The 19432-nt window shown below is 56.8% G+C and carries 23 protein-coding genes; 12 read left to right on the top strand and 11 right to left on the bottom strand.

The window, feature by feature from the left end; all coding sequences use genetic code 11:
* Positions 1-4: 4 nt before the first annotated feature.
* The 4 genes from C1J03_RS04440 (at position 5) to C1J03_RS04455 (ending at position 3251) form a co-directional block, all read left to right on the top strand.
* Positions 5-880 (top strand): F0F1 ATP synthase subunit gamma, encoded by an 876-nt coding sequence (locus C1J03_RS04440; protein ID WP_114884111.1) that lies wholly within the window; start codon positions 5-7, stop codon positions 878-880.
* A gap of 19 nt (positions 881-899) precedes the next feature.
* Positions 900-2324, top strand: a complete 1425-nt coding sequence (atpD, locus tag C1J03_RS04445; RefSeq protein WP_114884113.1) for a F0F1 ATP synthase subunit beta — start codon at positions 900-902, stop codon at positions 2322-2324.
* A gap of 12 nt (positions 2325-2336) precedes the next feature.
* Entirely contained in the window at positions 2337-2762 is a 426-nt protein-coding gene (locus C1J03_RS04450; protein ID WP_114884115.1) for a F0F1 ATP synthase subunit epsilon, read from the top strand.
* Positions 2763-2900: 138 nt separating this feature from the next.
* Positions 2901-3251: an H-type lectin domain-containing protein gene (locus tag C1J03_RS04455; RefSeq protein ID WP_174234438.1), complete on the top strand. Its 351-nt coding sequence runs from the start codon at positions 2901-2903 to the stop codon at positions 3249-3251.
* Between the two features lie 4 nt (positions 3252-3255).
* On the opposite strand, the gene C1J03_RS04460 is transcribed toward C1J03_RS04455, so the two are convergent.
* Positions 3256-4275 (bottom strand): ribose-phosphate pyrophosphokinase, encoded by a 1020-nt coding sequence (locus C1J03_RS04460; protein ID WP_114884117.1) that lies wholly within the window; start codon positions 4273-4275, stop codon positions 3256-3258.
* A 108-nt stretch (positions 4276-4383) separates the two neighbouring features.
* Here C1J03_RS04460 and C1J03_RS04465 point away from each other — a divergent pair, with 108 nt between their 5' ends.
* Positions 4384-4980: a 2-hydroxychromene-2-carboxylate isomerase gene (locus C1J03_RS04465; RefSeq protein ID WP_114884119.1), complete on the top strand. Its 597-nt coding sequence runs from the start codon at positions 4384-4386 to the stop codon at positions 4978-4980.
* The gene (locus C1J03_RS04470) at positions 4977-5780 is read left to right on the top strand and encodes an alpha/beta fold hydrolase (RefSeq protein ID WP_254694173.1); all 804 of its coding nucleotides are present in this window, start codon (positions 4977-4979) and stop codon (positions 5778-5780) included. The genes C1J03_RS04465 and C1J03_RS04470 overlap by 4 nt, the downstream gene beginning before the upstream one ends.
* A gap of 169 nt (positions 5781-5949) precedes the next feature.
* On the opposite strand, the gene C1J03_RS04475 is transcribed toward C1J03_RS04470, so the two are convergent.
* The 7 genes from C1J03_RS04475 to C1J03_RS04505 form a co-directional block, all read right to left on the bottom strand.
* Positions 5950-6984 (bottom strand): threonine aldolase family protein, encoded by a 1035-nt coding sequence (locus C1J03_RS04475; RefSeq protein ID WP_114884123.1) that lies wholly within the window; start codon positions 6982-6984, stop codon positions 5950-5952.
* Positions 6984-7454, bottom strand: a complete 471-nt coding sequence (locus tag C1J03_RS04480) for a YcgN family cysteine cluster protein (protein ID WP_114884126.1) — start codon at positions 7452-7454, stop codon at positions 6984-6986. Before C1J03_RS04480 ends, C1J03_RS04475 begins: the two co-directional genes overlap by 1 nt.
* Positions 7451-8383, bottom strand: a complete 933-nt coding sequence (locus tag C1J03_RS04485; protein WP_114884128.1) for a bifunctional riboflavin kinase/FAD synthetase — start codon at positions 8381-8383, stop codon at positions 7451-7453. The genes C1J03_RS04480 and C1J03_RS04485 overlap by 4 nt, the downstream gene beginning before the upstream one ends.
* 83 nt (positions 8384-8466) lie before the next feature.
* A complete protein-coding gene (locus C1J03_RS04490) occupies positions 8467-8910 on the bottom strand; it encodes a MaoC family dehydratase (RefSeq protein WP_114884130.1) in 444 nt (147 codons plus the stop codon).
* A 90-nt stretch (positions 8911-9000) separates the two neighbouring features.
* Positions 9001-9873, bottom strand: a complete 873-nt coding sequence (locus C1J03_RS04495) for a TIGR01459 family HAD-type hydrolase (RefSeq protein WP_114884132.1) — start codon at positions 9871-9873, stop codon at positions 9001-9003.
* A 54-nt stretch (positions 9874-9927) separates the two neighbouring features.
* The gene (locus C1J03_RS04500; RefSeq protein ID WP_114884134.1) at positions 9928-10848 is read right to left on the bottom strand and encodes a manganese-dependent inorganic pyrophosphatase; all 921 of its coding nucleotides are present in this window, start codon (positions 10846-10848) and stop codon (positions 9928-9930) included.
* A gap of 85 nt (positions 10849-10933) precedes the next feature.
* Entirely contained in the window at positions 10934-11287 is a 354-nt protein-coding gene (locus C1J03_RS04505; protein WP_114884136.1) for an MmcQ/YjbR family DNA-binding protein, read from the bottom strand.
* Between the two features lie 54 nt (positions 11288-11341).
* On the opposite strand from C1J03_RS04505, the gene C1J03_RS04510 reads away from it, so the two are divergent.
* From C1J03_RS04510 to C1J03_RS04525, 4 genes are all read left to right on the top strand, one after another.
* A complete protein-coding gene (locus tag C1J03_RS04510; RefSeq protein WP_114884138.1) occupies positions 11342-12022 on the top strand; it encodes a DUF2161 domain-containing phosphodiesterase in 681 nt (226 codons plus the stop codon).
* A gap of 265 nt (positions 12023-12287) precedes the next feature.
* Positions 12288-12575 carry a co-chaperone GroES gene (locus tag C1J03_RS04515; protein ID WP_114884140.1) on the top strand — a complete coding sequence of 96 codons (288 nt, stop codon included), beginning with the start codon at positions 12288-12290 and terminating at the stop codon, positions 12573-12575.
* 73 nt (positions 12576-12648) lie between these two features.
* Positions 12649-14292, top strand: a complete 1644-nt coding sequence (gene groL / locus C1J03_RS04520; protein ID WP_114884142.1) for a chaperonin GroEL — start codon at positions 12649-12651, stop codon at positions 14290-14292.
* Between the two features lie 254 nt (positions 14293-14546).
* Positions 14547-15407: a DMT family transporter gene (locus C1J03_RS04525; protein ID WP_114888839.1), complete on the top strand. Its 861-nt coding sequence runs from the start codon at positions 14547-14549 to the stop codon at positions 15405-15407.
* Here C1J03_RS04525 and C1J03_RS04530 read toward each other — a convergent pair.
* On the bottom strand, positions 15377-15832 hold the full coding sequence (locus C1J03_RS04530) for an NUDIX domain-containing protein (RefSeq protein WP_114884144.1): 456 nt from the start codon (positions 15830-15832) through the stop codon (positions 15377-15379). The two genes, C1J03_RS04525 and C1J03_RS04530, sit on opposite strands and share 31 nt — an antisense overlap.
* A 70-nt stretch (positions 15833-15902) precedes the next feature.
* Here C1J03_RS04530 and C1J03_RS04535 point away from each other — a divergent pair, with 70 nt between their 5' ends.
* Together C1J03_RS04535 and C1J03_RS04540 are read left to right on the top strand one after the other, a co-directional pair.
* Positions 15903-16679: an alpha/beta fold hydrolase gene (locus tag C1J03_RS04535; RefSeq protein WP_114884146.1), complete on the top strand. Its 777-nt coding sequence runs from the start codon at positions 15903-15905 to the stop codon at positions 16677-16679.
* Complete coding sequence (locus tag C1J03_RS04540; protein ID WP_114884148.1) at positions 16666-17820, top strand: alpha-D-ribose 1-methylphosphonate 5-triphosphate diphosphatase; 1155 nt, start codon at positions 16666-16668, stop codon at positions 17818-17820. The genes C1J03_RS04535 and C1J03_RS04540 overlap by 14 nt, the downstream gene beginning before the upstream one ends.
* Here C1J03_RS04540 and C1J03_RS04545 read toward each other — a convergent pair.
* Together C1J03_RS04545 and purE are read right to left on the bottom strand one after the other, a co-directional pair.
* On the bottom strand, positions 17817-18890 hold the full coding sequence (locus C1J03_RS04545) for a 5-(carboxyamino)imidazole ribonucleotide synthase (protein ID WP_114884150.1): 1074 nt from the start codon (positions 18888-18890) through the stop codon (positions 17817-17819). The genes C1J03_RS04540 and C1J03_RS04545 overlap by 4 nt on opposite strands.
* The gene (gene purE / locus C1J03_RS04550) at positions 18883-19374 is read right to left on the bottom strand and encodes a 5-(carboxyamino)imidazole ribonucleotide mutase (RefSeq protein ID WP_254694174.1); all 492 of its coding nucleotides are present in this window, start codon (positions 19372-19374) and stop codon (positions 18883-18885) included. Before purE ends, C1J03_RS04545 begins: the two co-directional genes overlap by 8 nt.
* Between the last annotated feature and the right edge of the window lie 58 nt (positions 19375-19432).

The raw sequence follows: 19432 nt of genomic DNA on the forward strand, positions 1-19432 counted from the left end.
GCCAATGGCCAATCTCAAAGACCTTAAAAATCGGATCACGTCGGTCAAGTCGACCCGCAAGATCACGAAGGCTATGCAAATGGTTGCCGCGGCGAAACTTCGCCGCGCCCAAGAAGCTGCCGAAGCGTCGCGTCCTTATACAGAACGGTTTAACGCCGTGATGTCTGGGCTTGCCGCTTCTGTTGGTGGATCAGACAGCGCACCCAAGCTGCTCAGCGGTACAGGGTCGGACAAAGTGCAACTCTTGGTCGTCATGACGTCCGAGCGTGGCCTGTGTGGTGGCTTTAACACCAACATCGTTAAGCTTGCCAAGGTTCACGCCCGCAAGCTGATCGCTGAAGGCAAAGAGCTGAAAATCCTGACGGTCGGCAAAAAAGGCCGTGATCAGGTGCGTCGCGACTTCGGCGACTATCTGATCGGCCACGTTGATTTGTCCGAAGTCAAACGTCTGGGTTATGCAGATGCACAAGGCGTGGCAAAGGACGTTTTGGGTCGCTTTGACACTGGCGAATTTGACGTCGCAACGATTTTCTACGCGAAATTTGTGAACGTGGTCAGCCAGATCCCAACCGCACATCAGATCATCCCTGCCAGCTTCGAAGAAGCCGAAGGCGACGACAGTGCGGCGCTCTTTGACTACGAGCCTAGCGAAGAAGCTATCCTTGCTGATCTGTTGCCTCGTGGTGTTGCCACGGCGATCTTCAGCGCGCTCTTGGAAAACGCTGCATCTGAGCAAGGTGCGCGGATGTCTGCGATGGACAACGCCACACGCAACGCGGGTGAGATGATCGATGACCTTACGATCGAATACAACCGTTCACGTCAGGCCGTCATCACCAACGAGCTGATCGAAATCATTTCCGGCGCGGAAGCGCTGTAAGACACATTGGAGTAACGACATGGCAAAAGCAGTCGGCAAAATCACCCAAATCATCGGCGCGGTCGTTGACGTTCAGTTCGAGGATAACCTACCTCAGATCCTCAACGCGCTGGTCACTCAGAACAACGGCAAAGACCTGGTCCTCGAAGTGGCCCAGCACCTTGGCGAAAACACTGTGCGCGCCATTGCGATGGACGCCACTGAAGGCCTTGTGCGCGGAGCGCCCGTTTCAGATACGGACGCCCCCATTCAGGTGCCCGTCGGCAGCGGCACTTTGGGCCGCATCTTGAACGTTACGGGCGATCCCGTTGACGAACAGGGCCCGGTTACCGCCTCAGAGACACGTTCCATTCACGGCGAAGCACCTGCATTCGATCAGCAGTCCACCGCGACTGAAATTCTGACCACAGGCATCAAGGTTATCGACCTGCTGGCCCCGTACACCAAAGGCGGCAAAATTGGCCTCTTCGGCGGTGCTGGTGTTGGCAAGACAGTTTTGATCATGGAATTGATCAACAACATCGCCAAAGTGCACGCGGGTGTTTCCGTGTTCGCTGGTGTGGGCGAGCGGACCCGTGAAGGGAACGACTTGTACCACGAGATGATCGAATCTGGTGTTATCGTTCCGGACAACCTGCCTGCGTCCAAAATTGCACTGGTCTACGGCCAGATGAACGAACCTCCCGGTGCGCGTATGCGTGTGGCCCTGACGGGTCTGTCGCTGGCGGAACAGTTCCGCGATGACACAGGTTCCGACGTTTTGTTCTTTGTGGATAACATCTTCCGCTTCACACAAGCCGGTTCCGAAGTGTCCGCCCTTCTGGGCCGTATCCCGTCCGCTGTGGGCTATCAGCCGACACTGGCGACCGACATGGGCCAGATGCAGGAACGTATCTCTTCGACCAAGAACGGTTCGATTACGTCCGTTCAGGCCGTATATGTCCCTGCGGATGACTTGACTGACCCGGCACCAGCGACATCGTTTGCACACCTTGATGCGACAACCGTTCTGGACCGTTCAATCTCGGAAAAAGGCATCTATCCAGCGGTTGACCCGCTTGGTTCGACGTCGCGTTTGCTTGACCCGTTGATCATTGGCGATGAGCACTACACCGTTGCCACAGACGTGCAGCAGATCCTCCAGCGCTACAAATCGCTTCAGGATATCATCGCGATCCTCGGGATGGACGAACTCAGCGAAGAAGACAAACTTGCCGTGTCTCGTGCACGAAAGATTGAACGCTTCCTGAGCCAGCCTTTCGACGTGGCCAAGGTCTTTACTGGTTCTGATGGTATTCAGGTGCCACTCGAAGAAACAATCTCGTCCTTCAAAGCGGTTGTTGCCGGTGAATACGACCACCTCCCCGAAGGGGCGTTCTACATGGTCGGCGGCATCGAAGACGTGAAGGCTAAGGCCGAGAAAATGGCAGCAGACGCCGCCTAAGGGAGCTGACAGATGGCTGATACGATGCAATTCGATCTGGTTTCGCCTGAGCGTCAGCTGGCGTCCCTGCAGGTTACGGCCGTGCAGATCCCCGGTGCTGATGGTGACATGACGGCGATGGCGGGCCACGCGCCTACCATCACCACCCTGCGCCCCGGTGTGCTCAAGGTCGAAGGACCTGATGGCGCGGCGGAATATGTGGTAACGGGCGGTTTTGCCGAAATCTCAGGCACGGGCGTAACCGTACTTGCCGAACGCGCGGTCCCACGGGCTGACATGACGCAAGATGCCTTGTCCGAGATGATGGAAGAAGCGACGCACACCTATACACGTGCCAAGGAAGCCGCAGTAAATGAGCCGGGCCCCGTTGATGAAGCGGCCAAGCTGCTTTCCGACATGGTCGCCATGGGAGACCACATCGGTCTTACGCCTAAATAACTGGCGCTCTGACATGCCGATCGGCACTCAAAATAACAAAGGGCTCTGCATCACGCAGGGCCCTTTTTTCTTGAGCATTTCCCAATTTTCCCGCATCACCCTCTGGGTTGTGCCAACTGGAGCGTGTAGACCATCAAGATGAAGAAGTTGCGGAGCAGTTTCGTCGGAGTAGATAGCGGTGATGTCGTGCTTTTCACCGATTTCGAAGACGGCGGTGAAATGTGGACTGGCCGTGGCCAGCGCGAGCGCCGTCGCCGTATCAAGTTCTCAGAACCCTACCGCAAAATTCCAACCGTTCAATTGTCGCCTTCGCTTTGGGATATGGACGCAGCAACCGTATTGCGCGCAGATATCGTCGCCGAGGCTGTGACCGAGAATGGCTTTGATATGGTGTTTCGCACATGGGGCGATACCCGCGTCGCGCGGATCCGGATCAGCTGGACCGCCATCGGCGAAATCCTCGACGATGGCGATTGGGATCTCTACTAACCGCCTATTCTGCGGCGTACATTCCATCATAGATCGGCCCCAGCGTCTCTGCCTCAAACAGCGAAGATACAGATGTGCCGTTCCAAATATTCAGGATCGCTTGAGCAAAGATCGGCGCTGTTGGCACCACACGGATGTTTGGCGCGTTGATGATTGCGGCCGTCGGCTCAATCGAGTCGGTGATAACCAGTGATTTCATCACAGATTTGGTCACACGCTCAACGGCAGGGCCCGACATCACGCCGTGACTGATATAGGCGTGGACCTCGTTGGCCCCGTTTTCAATCAGCACTTCGGCGGCTTTGCACAGGGTGCCGGCAGTGTCGCAAATGTCATCCACAATCAGACAGGTTTTGCCAGTCACGTCGCCAATTACAGTCATTTCTGCAATCTCACCGGGCTTTTCGCGGCGTTTATCCACGATGGCCAGCGGCGCATTCAGGCGCTTCGCCAACTCGCGCGCACGCGCCACGCCGCCTACGTCTGGCGACACGATCATCAGCTCGCTCCGGCGATCTTTGAACGCTGTTTTGATATCCAGTGCAAAAACAGGCGACGCGTAAAGGTTGTCGACTGGAATATCGAAAAACCCCTGAATCTGTGCGGCGTGCAAATCCATCGTCAAAACCCGCTCGATCCCTGTACCGACCAGCATGTTTGCGACCAATTTGGCCGTGATCGGCGTGCGTGCCTTGGTGCGTCGATCCTGACGGGCGTACCCAAAATAGGGCAAAACCGCCGTAACCCGCGCGGCTGAAGACCGGCGCAGCGCATCTGCCATAATTAGCAATTCCATCAAGTTGTCATTGGCAGGGTTCGATGTGGGCTGGATGATGAACATATCTTCACCGCGCACATTCTCGAACACCTCGACAAAAATCTCACCGTCGTTGAACCGCTCCACCCGTGCGTCCACCAACCCTACGTTAACCCCCCGGTGCAGCGACATTCGCCGTGCAATGGCTGTTGCCAGTGGCATGTTGGCGTTACCGGAAATTAGCTTGGGCTCAGAGGTTCTAGGCATGAGGGAGGCTCCGTTGGCAGCGGTAAGATGACAGAATCGTGACGTTGAACACCGCTTAACATGGCCGTACCTTGGGGCAAAGCAACACACCCAAATCTGGAGTGCCAAATGGCCCATATTGACTATTATTTTGCAACGTTGTCCCCTTATTGCTATCTCGCGGGCGACCGGCTCGAAGCTGTGGCGGCAAAGCATGGCGCAAGCATCACATATAAGCCCTTTGATATTATCGCTGCCTTTGGCCGTACGGGCGGCACATCGCCCAAAGACCGCCACATCAGCCGGATCGAACACCGCGCACAAGAACTAGTGCGGCAGGCGAAAAAACTGGGCATGCCTTTCAATCTCAAGCCTGCGCATTGGCCCACCAATGGTGCCCCCTCTGCTTACGCTTTTATTGCGGCGCAAAGTGCGGGCGGCGGTGACCTGGGCAAACTGGCCCAGGTGATCACCCGCAATGTTTGGGTGGATGACAAAGACATTGCCGAAAACGATGTGATCCGCGCTTGCCTTACGGAAGCTGGGTTTGACCCTGATCTTGCCGACAGTGGCTTGTTGGAAGGGGCTGAAACCTATGCCCGAAACCTTGAGCAGGCAGTTGAAGTCGGTGTTTTTGGCGCACCGTTCTATGTTTTCGGGGATCAACGGTTCTGGGGACAAGACCGGATTGAGGATCTTGATCTGCACCTCGCCGGCAAACTTTGAGCCCTCAACCCGGCTTCGAGGCACATGTAACGACGTTAGGGCAGGGGCCGCGCCCTGCCTTGGCGCTGCATTGCACGATGGCGTTCGGCGGGGCATGGGCCGGCATTGCCAAGCACCTACGCGATGAGGTGACGATCACGGCCCCTGACATGCCCAGCCACGGCCAAAGCCCGGATTGGGACGAGACCAGCATATTCAGCGATACGGTCTATGCCGCCGCATTGGCTGTACTGCCACCCGAGCCTTGCGATGTGATTGGCCATTCCTTTGGTGCTGTCGTTGCGACCCGTCTGGCGGCTGAACATCCCGAACGCCTGCGCAGCCTGACACTGTTTGAACCGGTGTTCTTTGCAGTTGCATTGGAAGACGACCCAACTGTGCTTGTGGAAACTGGAAACGCTGCGCAATTGATGTCTGACGCGCTGGATCGCGGCGACCGCGTTGGTGCCGCCCGCGCCTTTAACCGCACATGGAGCGATGGGCCGAAATGGGACAGCCTACCGGCCCGCACCCAAGCTGCGCTGATCCGTGCTGTCCATGTTGTCCCCGGTACGCGGCATTTCCTTCATGACGACCCGCATAACCTGCTGATGCCTGGTCGACTTGAGGCGTTGCAAATCCCCACCCTGATCCTGCGCGGCAGCGACACCACGCCCGACATCTCCATCATCACTGCAGGCCTCGCTCGGCGCTTTGGCTCGGCAACCGAGCGGGTGATCGACGGTGCAGGCCATATGGTTCCGATCACCCACCCGGACCGCGTAGCCGGTGCAATCTCAGCGCTGCTTGCCCGCAGTTAATCTTGGCTTAGTCTTTGCGCCGTCCTCAGGGTTAAGTGGGGCAGCGGTGTACGTGCTGTGTACAGGGTGTGCACGGATTGTGCGCACTGGATTTGCGTTCTTAACAAGGCTGCACAGCCCGATTTGCCGATTGGTCAAAAATCACTTCGTGCCGCCGTTGCGCGTTCGCTCAGAAATATCCGAGGAATGCGTCGATTTGCGTACGGCTGATGGACCAGTCACAGACCAAACGCGCCGCAATGTCTTCGTCTTGCGGACCTTCAAGTGGGGCGTCCCACAACGCGTATTGCGCCCCGGCATCATGCAGCCGTTGGTGCACGGCACGTGGAAAGCTGACAAAGATCATGTTGGCCTGTGGTTCGGTCATGAAGTGGGCCCCGCGCGCCTTCAGGCCTGCTGCCAGATAGGCGGCATTCTCATTGGCCAGTTTCGCTGTGGTCTTCCACAAATCATCCTGCAGATACCCCGCCATCTGGGCTGACAGATACCGATGTTTGGAAAACAGATGCGCCCCGCGTTTGCGCCGCAACTCGAACTCCCAAGCCTTTGAAGGGTCAAAGAAAATGACGGCTTCGACGCCCATGCAACCGTTCTTGGTTCCGCCGAAGCTCAGCACATCAACGCCCAGTTTCCAGGTCATTTCGGCGGCACTGCACCCCAAGGCAACCAGCGCATTGGCAAACCGCGCCCCGTCCATATGCACGGGCAATTCAAACTCTTGCGCCACCGCCGTCAGGGCGCGCAATTCGTCCAGCGAATGCACGCTGCCCCGCTCTGTGACTTGGGTGATTGAGACAGGTCCCCGCTGCGCCATGTGGACATCTTCAGGGTCACGCCGCGCCACCGCGTCACGCAGGGCTTGGGGGGTCATTTTGTCCTTTGTGGGGATCAGTTTGATCTTGGCACCACCGGAATAAAACTCTGGCGCGTTACACTCGTCTTCTTCTATGTGGCTAATTTCACTCGCAAAAATAACCTGCCAAGGTTGCGTATAGCATCCAAGCGCCAGCACATTTGCCGCCGTGCCTGTCGCCACAAGATAAACCGCGGCGTCAGGGGCTTCAAAGGTCTTACGAATACTCGCGCGTACCTCATCCATGACCGGATCTTTGCCGTATGGCAGGGCAAACCCTGCATTATCTGCCACGATGCGGTTCATGATCTGGGGGTGAACCGGGCCTGCATTGTCAGAGGCAAAAAACATCAGGTCGGCTCCTCGATGATGTGGTCTTCCCATTCTTCAAACGGGGTGTCGAATTCGCTAACCGTACGGTGCTGTATGGAAACATTCGCGGCATGCACGCTGTCCGGCGTACCCGAGATCAGCGGGTGCCAGTCATAGAGCGGCTTGCCTTCCCACAGCAGTCTGTACGCACAGGTCTGTGGCATCCAGTACGCGTGGGTGTCGATGTTCTCAGGCTTCATGACGATGCAGTCGGGGACGAACTGGTGGCGGATGTTATATTGCGCGCAGCGACACGTAGCATCATCCAACAATCGGCAGGCAACATTTGTCAGGGCGACCTCGCCGCTGTCTTCGTCTTCAAGCTTGTTCAGGCAGCATTTCCCACAGCCATCACACAGCGCTTCCCATTCTTTTTCATTCATTTTCTTCAAGGGCTTACGTTCCCAAAAGCGTTTACCCAAACCGCTACGGTCAATTGGATCGTTCATAAGGCACCTAGGATTTTACGGGCACGAACACAGTCGCTGTCCATCTGAGTAATCAGCGCCTCAAGGCCGTCAAATGTCTCTTCGCCGCGTAGATATTCGACCAGTGCAACAGACAGTTGGGTGCCATAGAGATCGCCTTTGAAATCAAAAATGAAGGTTTCAAGATTGGCTTTATTTTCGCCAAACATCGGCCGAACACCCAAGGACGCGGCTCCGTGATAGCTGCCCTTATGAGGACCTTCCAACACGTCAATCAGGACCGCATAAACGCCAAAAGCGGGCGGATGAAGCCGGTCGATGGACATGTTTGCAGTAGGGTAGCCCAATTCACGCCCGCGTTGTTCGCCGCCGATCACGGGACCTTCAATGCGGTGCCAGTGGCCCAGCATTGCGGCCGCGGTGCCGGGCTGTCCGTCACTAAGTGCTGTGCGGATTGCGGTCGAGGACACGGTTTGGGCGTCTTGTTGCATCAGTGGCGCGACTGTCACACCAAAACCAAGTTCAGCTCCGGCCCGTTGGAGGTCTGCGGCCGTGCCCAGGCGTCCTTTGCCGAAACAAAAATCAGCACCCACAACCACATGGCTCAGGCCAAGCCCCTCATGCAGTACGTCCTGTGCGAAGGCATGCGGCGTGAGGGATGCGAGGTTGCCGTTGAAGGGCAACTCAAACAGGGCATCAACCCCTAGCTTTTCCAGCCTGCTCGCCCGTGCCTCAGATCCCATCAATCGAAAGGGTGGGCTTTGCGGAGCGAAATACTCGCGGGGATGCGGCTCAAAGGTAAGGACGCCCAATGGGGCGTCTGGGGCGGCGCTTCTTGCAAGCTCAATGACAGAAAGATGCCCGCGGTGCACGCCATCGAAATTGCCAATAGCCGCAGTCGCACCGCGGTCTTTGTCGTCTACAAACTGATAATCTCGGATGATACGCATGGCCCTTGCCTAGCTGCGGTGCAGCCTGCGTGCAAGCCAGACAAAGCGCTATGTCTGGCAAAAATATCTAGGGTTTGGGCGGTTCAGTCGAACTTGCGGGACGGGGCCAGAACGGTTGCTTCGCCGACAAGTACTTTCTTGCCGTCCACAGCGCAGTGGCAATCCATGCGCACCCGGCGTTTTCCGATATCGATATCGGTCACTTTAACCTCGGCATAAACCAGATCGCCGGGGCGCACGGGGGCAAGAAACTTGAGCGATTGGCCCAGATAAACGGTGCCATGGCCCGGCAGTTGCTCACCGATCACTGCAGATACCAACCCGGCGGTCAGCATGCCGTGGGCGATGCGCCCTTCAAAGATAGTGTCGCGGGCATAGTCGTCATCCAAATGCACAGGATTGCGGTCCGTCGAAATGGTTGCGAACATCTCGATGTCCTCATCGGTGACCACCTTGCTTAGGTGGCGGGACATGCCGATTTCGATGTCTTCAATGCAGATTGTGCCGCGCGGGAGGTTGTCCAACATTTTACACCCTTAAGTAACTTTATGACCAACGGCATCTCCGTTTGGTAACTTTATTACTTTGCAAGTGCAGAAAATCAAGCAAAAAGACTCTTAGCGCAATTGGCCTATTGTGAAGGCTGGGGCCGAATTTTCTCTTTTAAGATAGTCGGTTAGGGCCTCTGGATCGGGGTGTGAACCAGTTTTGGTTTCCGATGCAGCCAACCCGCCAGAGATGAATAATGCATCGATGCCTTCACCGAATGCTCCGGCGATGTCGGTCAAAACGCCGTCCCCGATGGCGAGGATTCGCGTGTCCGGGACCGCAGTGCCCAGTGCTGACAGGCGTTTTCGGGCCAATTCATAGATCGGTGCATAGGGCTTACCGAAGTAAAGACTGTCGCCGCCCATCTCGGAATAAAGTTTGGCCACAGCGCCCGCGCACCATTCGCGGACCTCGCCTCGGTCAACCACAATATCAGGGTTTGCGCAAAGCAGTTTCAAACCGCGCGCGACAGCGGGCTCCAGCTGTGGGCGCATCAATTCAGGGTCCGCCCCCGGATCGAAGGGGCCCGTGCAGACGATGCCCTGTGCCTCCGCCAGATCAACGCGGATGATCTCTAGGGGGCTGTCCAGCAGCCGCAGCGGCTCAAAGAATTTGAGGTCAGTGGGGGGGCCAAGATGCCAGACGTTTGTGCCGACAACACCTTGATACATAGCAGAACGCGCAGAATCGCCAGAGGTGGCGATGCTGTCCCAAGCGTCTTGAGGCACCCCAAAATGCACCAACTGCTTTTCGACACCGGCATGGGGGCGCGGCGAATTGGTGACCAACACGACCTTGCCGCCGGTTTTACGGTAGGATTGCAGCGCCTCGACCGCCTCGGGGAGGGCATGCACACCGTTATGCACGCACCCCCATAGATCGACGAAGAGGGCGTCATAATCGGCGGAAATCTCGGACAGGGTGGTCACGATCCGGGTCATATGGCGTTCCTATCTATGGGTCAGGATAAGGTGGGGGCCGGGAGCCCCCATTGATCAAACCTTGAGGTTTGGAATGATCTGCTTTTTGCGGCTCATGATGCCGGGCAGCACCACGGTGTCGCCTGTGACAGTCGCGCCAAAGCTCTTTTCCGCCACTGATTTGCTGAGTGCGTTGGGGATCAGCATCGTTGCTTCTTCGTTCAGGATATCGACGACGAAAAGCAGCACCTGATCCGCGCCATCCTGGGTCGCTACGCCTGGCATTGCGGCCATCAGCGCATCTTTGCGGTCGAGCACAGAACCAGGCGACGTGGTTTCCAGAACGGAGACGCGGAATTGCTTGCCGTCGACTGCGTATTCCTTGCTGTCCATGCGGAGCAGTTCGGCTTCGGAAAAGGACGAAACGTCGGATTTCGCGGCAAACATGGCTGCGGCATATGCAGGGATCTCGATGCCGAGATCTTTAGCCAACGTCTGGGCGATCGCTGTGTCTTCTGGTGTGGTCGTCGGGCTGCGAAATTCCAGCGTGTCCGACAAGATGCAAGTCAGCATCGCGCCTTTGATTTCGGCGGGCATCTGCGCCATGTCGTCGCCAATCATCTTGTACATGATGGTCGCGGTGCAGGCCAAAGGCTCAATACGGATATCGATGGGGCCTTTTGTCTCTAGCCCGCCGACCAGTTTGTGGTGGTCGATGATGGCGGTAATGTCTGCGTCGTTGATGCCTGCGGGCAACTCAGCGGGGTTATTGGTGTCCACGATCACAACAGGCTGATCTGCGGCAACACCGTCGATGATCTGCGGTTTGTCGAGTTTCCAGTGGTCCAACATGAACAAAGCTTCGGTGTTTGGCTCGCCCAGCAGGGCGGGGGCGGCTTCTACCCCTTTGATGTTGTTCAAGTACCAAGCCCAAATGATGGGGCTGCCGGTGCTGTCGGTGTCGGGGGATTTGTGGCCAAAGACGAGCGTGCTCATAAGGGGCGTCCTATATGCAGGGATGATTTTCGCGCCTTATAGCAGGCTGCGCGGCGTTGTCACGTGTCTATGCTGCGCTGCGGCGTCAGAGCCCCAGCTCGGCGCGTTTCTTGCGGGTAAGCTTTGCTACGACCATATCGTAGGACGCGCACACATGATCGCGCAGGCTGTCATCTGATAGGCCGGGTTCGCCGAAACAGCACAGCCACTTAAGGCCTCGCGAGGCGAGATAGGGGGCAGGCATGATTCCCGGAGCATCTGAGAGGATTTCAAACGCCATCTCTGACGCTTTGAACGTGTAGGTATCTGCACCGCCCCGCACAGATGTGATGGCAAAAACCTTGCCGCCAACTTTCCAGACGTCAGAATTACCCCACTGCACCACATGGGTCGTTGTGGGCAGGGATGCGCAGAAACTGTTGAATTCATCACGTGTCATAGGCGCTAGGCTAGGCCCTTTGCTGCGGTTTGGGAATGCTGCTAGCAAGGCGTTATGTCAAAGCCTCGCGAAACAGATCTATATCCGCCCATCAAAGGTTATCTTGAGGCCCAAGGTTATGTGGTCAAAGCAGAGGTTGGGGCCGCCGATGTTGTCGCGGTGCGCGGCGCGGAGCCACCAGTTTTGGTTGAGCTGAAGTTAGGATTTTCGCTAACGCTGTTCCACCAATGTCTCGAACGGCTAAAGATCAGTGATGATGTTTACATGGCCGTTGCGCGCCAACCCGGTAAGCGGTTTGCCAAAACGCTGAAGGGCAATGTTGCGCTGGCGCGTCGGCTGGGGATGGGGCTGATTACCGTGCGGCTGTCCGATGGGTTGGTCGAGGTGCATTGTGATCCGGGGCCTTATGCCCCCCGGAAGTCGGCCAAGCGTCAGGCGCGGTTGCTGCGCGAATTTGCGCGCCGGCAGGGAGATCCCAACGAAGGGGGGCAAACGCGGGCAGGGCTGGTGACGGCCTACCGCCAAGATGCGTTGAAATGCGCGCTCTATCTCTTTGAGGTGGGTGCAAGCAAAGGCGCGGACGTGGCGCGTGCGGCTGCGGTCCCTCGTGCCACGACAATGATGCGCGACGATCATTACGGTTGGTTCGAGAAAGTAGAAAAGGGTGTCTATGGATTGACCCCAGCTGGCGCTCAGGCTGTTGCAACTGCGGAGCGCGTTTTGGGCGCAGGCTGATTTTTTGATTCGATTTGAGCCTTGGCTCGGTGGGGGCCGCGCGGTCAAAACGGGCTCTTAAGTTGGGTAAAAGCCTGCGTGACGTAGTTAATTTAGCGATACCTGCATATCCGTGAAATTTTTCATGACCGATTGGTTGACAGAATTCGGAAGCATGCCTAGCTATGCGCTGTTAGCACTTGGGTCACCTGAGTGCTAACGGCCCACCCTTCAACCGGAAGGGGGGCCATAAGAAGGAAACTTTGAGCCTTAAGGAGCTGCAAAGATGGCAATTAAACCGCTTCATGACCGCGTGCTGGTACGCCGCACGGAAAGCGAAGAAAAAACCAAGGGTGGTCTGATCATCCCTGATAGCGCAAAAGAAAAGCCCTCCGAAGGCGAAGTCGTCTCTTGTGGCGAAGGCGCACGCAAAGACAGCGGCGAGCTGATCGAGATGGCTGTTAAAGCCGGTGATAAAATCCTGTTCGGCAAATGGTCCGGCACGGAAGTCACGCTTGATGACGAAGAGCTGCTGATGATGAAAGAAAGCGACATCATGGGCATCATCTCCTGATCAAGGGGATGCTGGGGCAAGTGCCCCGCACATGACACGCTGACTTTATTTCGAGATATTAGGAGAAGACAATATGGCTGCTAAGGACGTCAAATTTGGCACCGATGCCCGTAACAAGATGCTTAAGGGTGTGAACATCCTTGCTGATGCGGTGAAAGTCACGCTGGGCCCTAAAGGCCGTAACGTGGTTCTGGACAAATCTTTCGGCGCACCACGTATCACTAAAGATGGTGTATCCGTGGCGAAAGAGATCGAACTGGAAGACAAGTTCGAAAACATGGGCGCGCAGATGGTCAAAGAAGTGGCCAGCCGTACCAATGACGAAGCAGGCGACGGTACAACAACCGCCACTGTGCTGGCACAAGCCATCGTCAAAGAAGGCATGAAATCTGTTGCGGCTGGCATGAACCCAATGGACCTCAAGCGCGGCATCGATATGGCCACGTTGAAGGTTGTTGAGGCGATCAAAGCGGCATCTCGTGAAGTTTCTGACAGCGATGAAGTTGCTCAGGTCGGCACGATCTCTTCTAACGGCGAAAAAGAAATCGGCCGTCAGATCGCAGATGCGATGCAGAAAGTTGGCAACGAGGGTGTTATCACCGTCGAGGAAAACAAAGGTCTGGAAACAGAGACAGACGTAGTCGAGGGCATGCAGTTCGACCGTGGCTACTTGTCGCCATACTTTGTGACCAACGCTGACAAAATGACCGCCGAGCTGGAAGATGTGATCATCTTGCTGCACGAGAAGAAGCTTTCTTCGCTGCAGCCAATGGTTCCGCTCTTGGAGCAGGTGATTCAGTCGCAAAAGCCACTGCTAATCATTGCAGAAGACGTTGAAGGCGAAGCGCTCGCGACCCTCGTGGTCAACAAGCTGCGCGGCGGCCTGAAGATTTCTGCTGTGAAAGCACCAGGCTTTGGTGATCGTCGCAAGGCAATGCTGCAGGATCTTGCGATCCTGACAGGTGGCCAGGTGATCTCTGAAGATTTGGGCATGAAGCTTGAATCAGTCACGATGGACATGCTCGGCTCTGCCAAGAAAGTGCAGATCACCAAGGATGAGACCACCATCATTGAGGGTGCTGGCGAAAAGGCCGAGATCGAAGCTCGTGTAACTCAGATCCGTAACCAGATCGAAGAGACCACATCCGACTACGACCGTGAGAAACTGCAAGAGCGCGTGGCCAAATTGGCCGGTGGTGTTGCTGTGATCCGCGTAGGCGGCATGACCGAAACCGAAGTGAAAGAGCGCAAAGACCGCGTTGACGATGCACTGAACGCGACACGTGCCGCTGTTCAAGAAGGTATCGTTGTCGGTGGTGGTGTTGCTCTGGTTCAGGCTGGTAAGCACCTTGAAGGTCTGACCGGTGAGAACGCTGATCAGAACGTCGGTATCACGATCGTACGTAAGGCACTTGAAGCGCCTCTGCGTCAGATCGCTGAGAACGCTGGTGTTGACGGTTCCGTTGTTGCGGGCAAAATCCGTGAAAGCGACGACCTGAAGTTCGGCTTCAACGCTCAAACCGAAGAATATGGCGACATGTTCAAATTCGGCGTGATCGACCCGGCCAAAGTAGTGCGTACTGCGCTGCAAGACGCCGCGTCTATCGCAGGCCTGCTGATCACAACCGAATCCATGGTTGCTGATAAGCCTTCGAAAGAAGGCGCTGGCGGCGGCGGCGGAATGCCCGACATGGGCGGCATGGGCGGCATGATGTAAGCCACTCTGCATTCGCAGAAAAAGTTAAGAAGGGGTCGTGCAAACGGCCCCTTTTTTTGTGCGGTCACTGTAGAACAGTGCCGTTTTCCGAACGCAACGCCATGTCCCGAAAACTGAGTCCGATCGAGAGCAGATATGGCAACATCAGTGCCAAAGAGATGTTGATGGGTTTTTGGCCAACTGGCCTGATAACGATGAGTTTATCTTTCACTGAACCTCTTGGCGGTACGAACACCAACGACTACGACTTGCGGATGCGCATCGCTTTTTTGACGACCCTTACAATGTTTGCCTTTGCTGCGAATTCTCTGCTGACCCGAGCTGCCGTCGATGGCGGCCACATGGATCCGGCAGGTTTTGCGGTCTTGCGGGTCCTTTCGGGGGCTGTAGTGCTGGCATCAATCCTAGCGATGCGGGGCGGCGGAGTGCCACTTTTGCGCCGCGAACGTTTGCCAGGCGCGATCAGTCTGGCGGTCTATATGATGGCCTTTTCGCTCGCCTATCTGACACTTGATGCGGGCCTCGGTGCATTGATCCTGTTTGGTGTCGTTCAGATATCAATGTTTTCTTATGCGGCTTTGCTGGGGGAAACCCCGACGCCCCGGCAGATTGTCGGCGCGGTGATTGCTTTCTTGGGCTTGCTCCTTGCGCTTTGGCCTGGTCCAGGAGGATTGGCAGATCCAGTTGGGGCAGGACTGATGGTCGCCGCCGGTGTGGGCTGGGCCATCTATACGATCGTAGGTCGCAGGGCTTCGGATCCACTCGCGGCAACGGGGGCAAACTTCATCTTATGCCTGCCAATGGTCGCCTTGTTGTTAGGGCTGGTCGATTTTTCGGCTACTGTTCAAGGCGTTGCTCTCGCAGTGCTTTGCGGTGGCGTTACGTCGGGGTTGGGATACGCTTTGTGGTACAGTATTTTGCCAAAAATCACTGGGGCAACTGCCGCCATTGTCCAACTTAGCGTCCCGGTGATTGCGATCCTCGCCGGCGCTGTTTTTCTGGGTGAAGAGTTGCCTTTGATCGTGATTGTTTCTGCCACTCTGGTCGTTGGCGGTATTGCGTGGGGTGTCACCGCGCCTCGCGTTCAGCGCACTAAAGGCTCCAGAGGGTCGTAGGTCGGGGCATCCGCGTCGCCAAAAGCAACCGCTGCAAGGCTGTCGGGTTTCACGCGCAGCTTTGACATTTCACTGCGTGTCACCCAGCGTCGGTCTGTCACGATCGCCTCGGGATCTTGCCAGTCGGGCTCGATTTGCGCTTTGCCGATCATGGTGCAGCGGAAATAGACGTCTACTTGATGAAATTCACTCTGCGGATCATGGAACTCGTTCACCAGGCAAGGCGCGTTAACCTCGACGGTCAGCCCAGTTTCTTCAAACACCTCGCGAATTAGGTTTTCAGGAAGCGAGCTACCTACCTCGACCCCACCTCCTGGCGCGCACATCAGATCACTTTTGCCATCTGGCCAAGCGTTTACGAGCAGCAAACGATCATCGTCCAAAATCACGGCGCGGACAGCGAGGCGGGGAGTTTTGGGGCGCATTAGGCGGGCTTTCGCAGGGTAATCACGCAATTACAGTTGATAAGATTGCGCGAGAGCGTATGTGGGAGAAATGAGAATTCTCGCAATCATAGGTTTCCTCTTGGTGCTTGCAAGCACCGCGCAGGCACGCTGCGTCGTGTTGCTGCACGGTCTTGCACGCTCCGAAACGTCCTTTGTTGTGATGGAGGCCGCGTTAGAGGCGGAGGGGTGGCGCATCGTGCGTCCGGGTTACCCATCGACCGAAGCCCCCGTGGAGGAGCTTGTGCGTCAAACCTTGCCGGATGCTATTGCAACCTGCGGGACGCCAAAAGTTGATTTTGTGACCCATTCCATGGGCGGTATCCTTTTGCGGCAATGGGTGCTCATGGCGGGGCCCGAGCGAGTGGGCCGCGTCGTGATGCTTGCACCGCCTAATCATGGCAGTGAAGTTGTGGACGAGTTGGGTGATATCGACGCTTTCAGCTGGATGAATGGCCCCGCAGGCCAGCAATTGGGGACGGGCGAAGGATCTTTGCCGTCACGCTTGCCGCCCGCAAATTTTGAAGTTGGTATTATCGCGGGATCGCAGTCTTTGAACCCGTATTTTTCCTCGCTGTTGCCGGGTGAGGATGATGGAAAGGTCTCGGTGGCTTCGACCCGGTTGGAGGGGATGGCGGATCACCTCGTGCTGCCTGTGACCCACACGTATATTATGAACAATCCGCGTGTCATCGCTGAGACAGTAGAGTTCCTGCGAGACGGTAAATTTGACAAAGAAATTTCGTTTTTCGATGCAGTTCTAGATCAACTTGGCTGTGCCGAGGGCGCTTGTCTTCCGGGCGCTGAGGCAACAGATGACAAACCCTGAACTTGCCTTTGATCTCACGGATGCTGAGGTGTTGCGACCCGGTGGGCTTGATCGAGGCGCAGTGTCATTTCGCAGTGGATTGATCGTTGAGGATACGATTGGCAAGCCGGTCGATCTGCGCGGGTATTTAGTTTTGCCCGGTATTGTGGATGTTCATGGCGATGGGTTTGAACGGCACCTGGCCCCGCGACGCGGTGCGATGAAAGAAATGGCCGAGGGGCTTGTCGCGACTGAGGCGGAATTGTCTGCAAATGGAATCACCACCGCTATCCTTGCGCAATTTATCAGTTGGGAAGGCGGCCTGCGAGGTTTGGATTTTGCCGAGCAGGTATTCGCTGCAATGCGCGATGTTGCCCCAAGCTTGGTGAGTGATATTCGTGCCCAGCTGCGCTTTGAAACGCATCAGCTTTCGCTTTGTGCCGACTTGCCTGAGCGGGTGCGCGATTGGGCTGTCCGTTACGTAGTGTTCAACGATCATCTGCCCCACGAACGTCTTGCAGACGGGCGTGTCCCAAAGCGAATGGTGGGCCAAGCGCTGAAAGCTGGGCGCAGTCCCGAGACACATCTGGCGCTGATGCAAGAATTACACGCCGCATCAGATCAGGTGCCCGGCGCGATGGATCAGCTGTGTGCGGCACTGTCGGCAGCCGGCGTCCAAATGGGCAGCCATGATGACCGGACAGCTGCTCAGCGCGCCGACTGGCAAGCGCGCGGGGTCAACGTTGCGGAGTTCCCTGAGACACTTGAAGCTGCAAAAGCGGCCAAAGATGCTGGCGGGGCTGTTGTGTTGGGGGCACCCAATGTGGTGCGGGGCGGTTCGCATAACGGCAATGTTTCAGCGCTTGATTTGGTGTCGATGGGACTGTGTGACGCGCTGGCCTCGGACTATCATTATCCCAGCCCACGCCGTGCGGCGTTGATGTTGTGGCAAACCGGCGTGCTGGATTTGGACGCAGCATGGCGTCTGGTTTCTGCAGGACCGGCCGGCGTTTTGGGCTTGCACGATCGCGGAGTGCTTGCCACAGGGCAGCGCGCCGATCTGTTGGTGCTCGACCGTGAAACCTTGCGGGTTGCTGCAACGTTTGTCGCAGGCCGGGTCAGCTACATGTCCGGGGCCGTGGCACCGCGCTTTATGCATTAGCCCGCCCGGATGATACGGTTCACATGGCCCATTTTGCGGCCCGGTTTGGTATCGGCTTTGCCATAAAGATGGAGCGCTGTGTTGGCCTCACGCGCCAATTCCGACACCCGGTTTACGTCATCGCCGATCAGGTTTTCCATAACTACGTCGCTGTGGCGTGTCCCATCGCCAAGTGGCCAGCCAGCTACTGCACGGATGTGCTGTTCGAACTGATCAATAGCACAGCCGTTTTGGGTCCAATGGCCGGAGTTGTGCACCCGAGGGGCAATTTCATTCACGATCAAACCTGCAGGCGTCACAAACAGTTCCACGCCCAAAACGCCAACGTAATCAAGGGCATTTAGGATCCGACCCGCAAGTAATACCGCGTCAGTGCGCTGCGCGTTGGACAGCTTGGCGGGGACGGTGGTGGTGTGAAGGATGCCACTCAAATGTACGTTTTCACCGGGATCAAAGCAGGCGACTTCGCCGGTGGAGCTGCGCGCCGCGATGACGGAAACCTCATGGCTAAAGTCGACGAAGCCCTCAAGGATGGCCGGTGCGCCCTTCATGTCCGCAAGCGCTGCGGGTGCATCATCAACGGTTTTGAGCCGGGCTTGCCCCTTGCCATCATACCCCATGCGCCGTGTCTTAAGGATCGCGGGTGCGCCGATGCGCTCGAGCGCGTTTGACAGGCTGTCCAGATCGGTAATGTCCGCAAAGGGGGCAACGGTCAGGCCCAGCTCTTGCAGAAACGCCTTTTCGGTGAGGCGGTCCTGGGACACACGCAGTGCTTCGCGATTTGGGCGAATGGGGACAAGTGCCTCAATCACATCAAGGGCAGAAGTGGGAATGTTCTCAAATTCAAACGTGACGACATCGACGGATTTCGCAAATGCGGCGAGTGCGGCGGCGTCATCATAGCTGGCGGTGGTCAACGCATGGGCCACGTCTGCGGCGGGCGGGTTGGCACCGGGTTCAAAGATATGGCAGCGCAAACCCAAACGTGCGGCCGCGGCCGAAAGCATTCGGCCCAATTGTCCACCGCCAAGAATGCCGATTGTAGCACCGACGGGCAATGGATCAGTCATCGGTTGGCACCAACGGGATGGACGCGGAGAGTGCGGCGCGCCACGCATCGAGGCGCTTGGCTAGGGCAGGGTCCTGAAGGCTTAGGATACCCGCAGCCATCAGTGCTGCATTGGCAGCGCCGGCAGCACCGATCGCCATGGTCGCAACAGGATAGCCGCGCGGCATCTGCACAATGGAATAAAGCGAATCGACGCCTGACAGGGCTTTGGTTTGAACTGGCACGCCGATTACAGGCAGCCGTGTCTTGGAGGCCATCATGCCTGGCAGATGTGCTGCACCCCCGGCACCCGCAATAATGACCTGAAGGCCACGTTCCACGGCGGTTTTGCCGTAATCCCAAAGGCGATCAGGTGTGCGGTGAGCGGAGACAATTTGCGCATCAAAGGGCACATCAAGCTCAGTGAGCAGATCTGCGGCCTCGCGCATGGTTGCCCAATCGGACTGCGAGCCCATGATGATTCCGACAAAAGGAGGGGTGGTCATGGCGGCAGCGTCCCTATCAAGATGAGGGCGCACTATAGCCAAAGCCCGCACCGTGGCA

The sequence above is a fragment of the Sulfitobacter sp. SK012 genome (genome assembly GCF_003352085.1).
Lineage (GTDB): Bacteria > Pseudomonadota > Alphaproteobacteria > Rhodobacterales > Rhodobacteraceae > Sulfitobacter.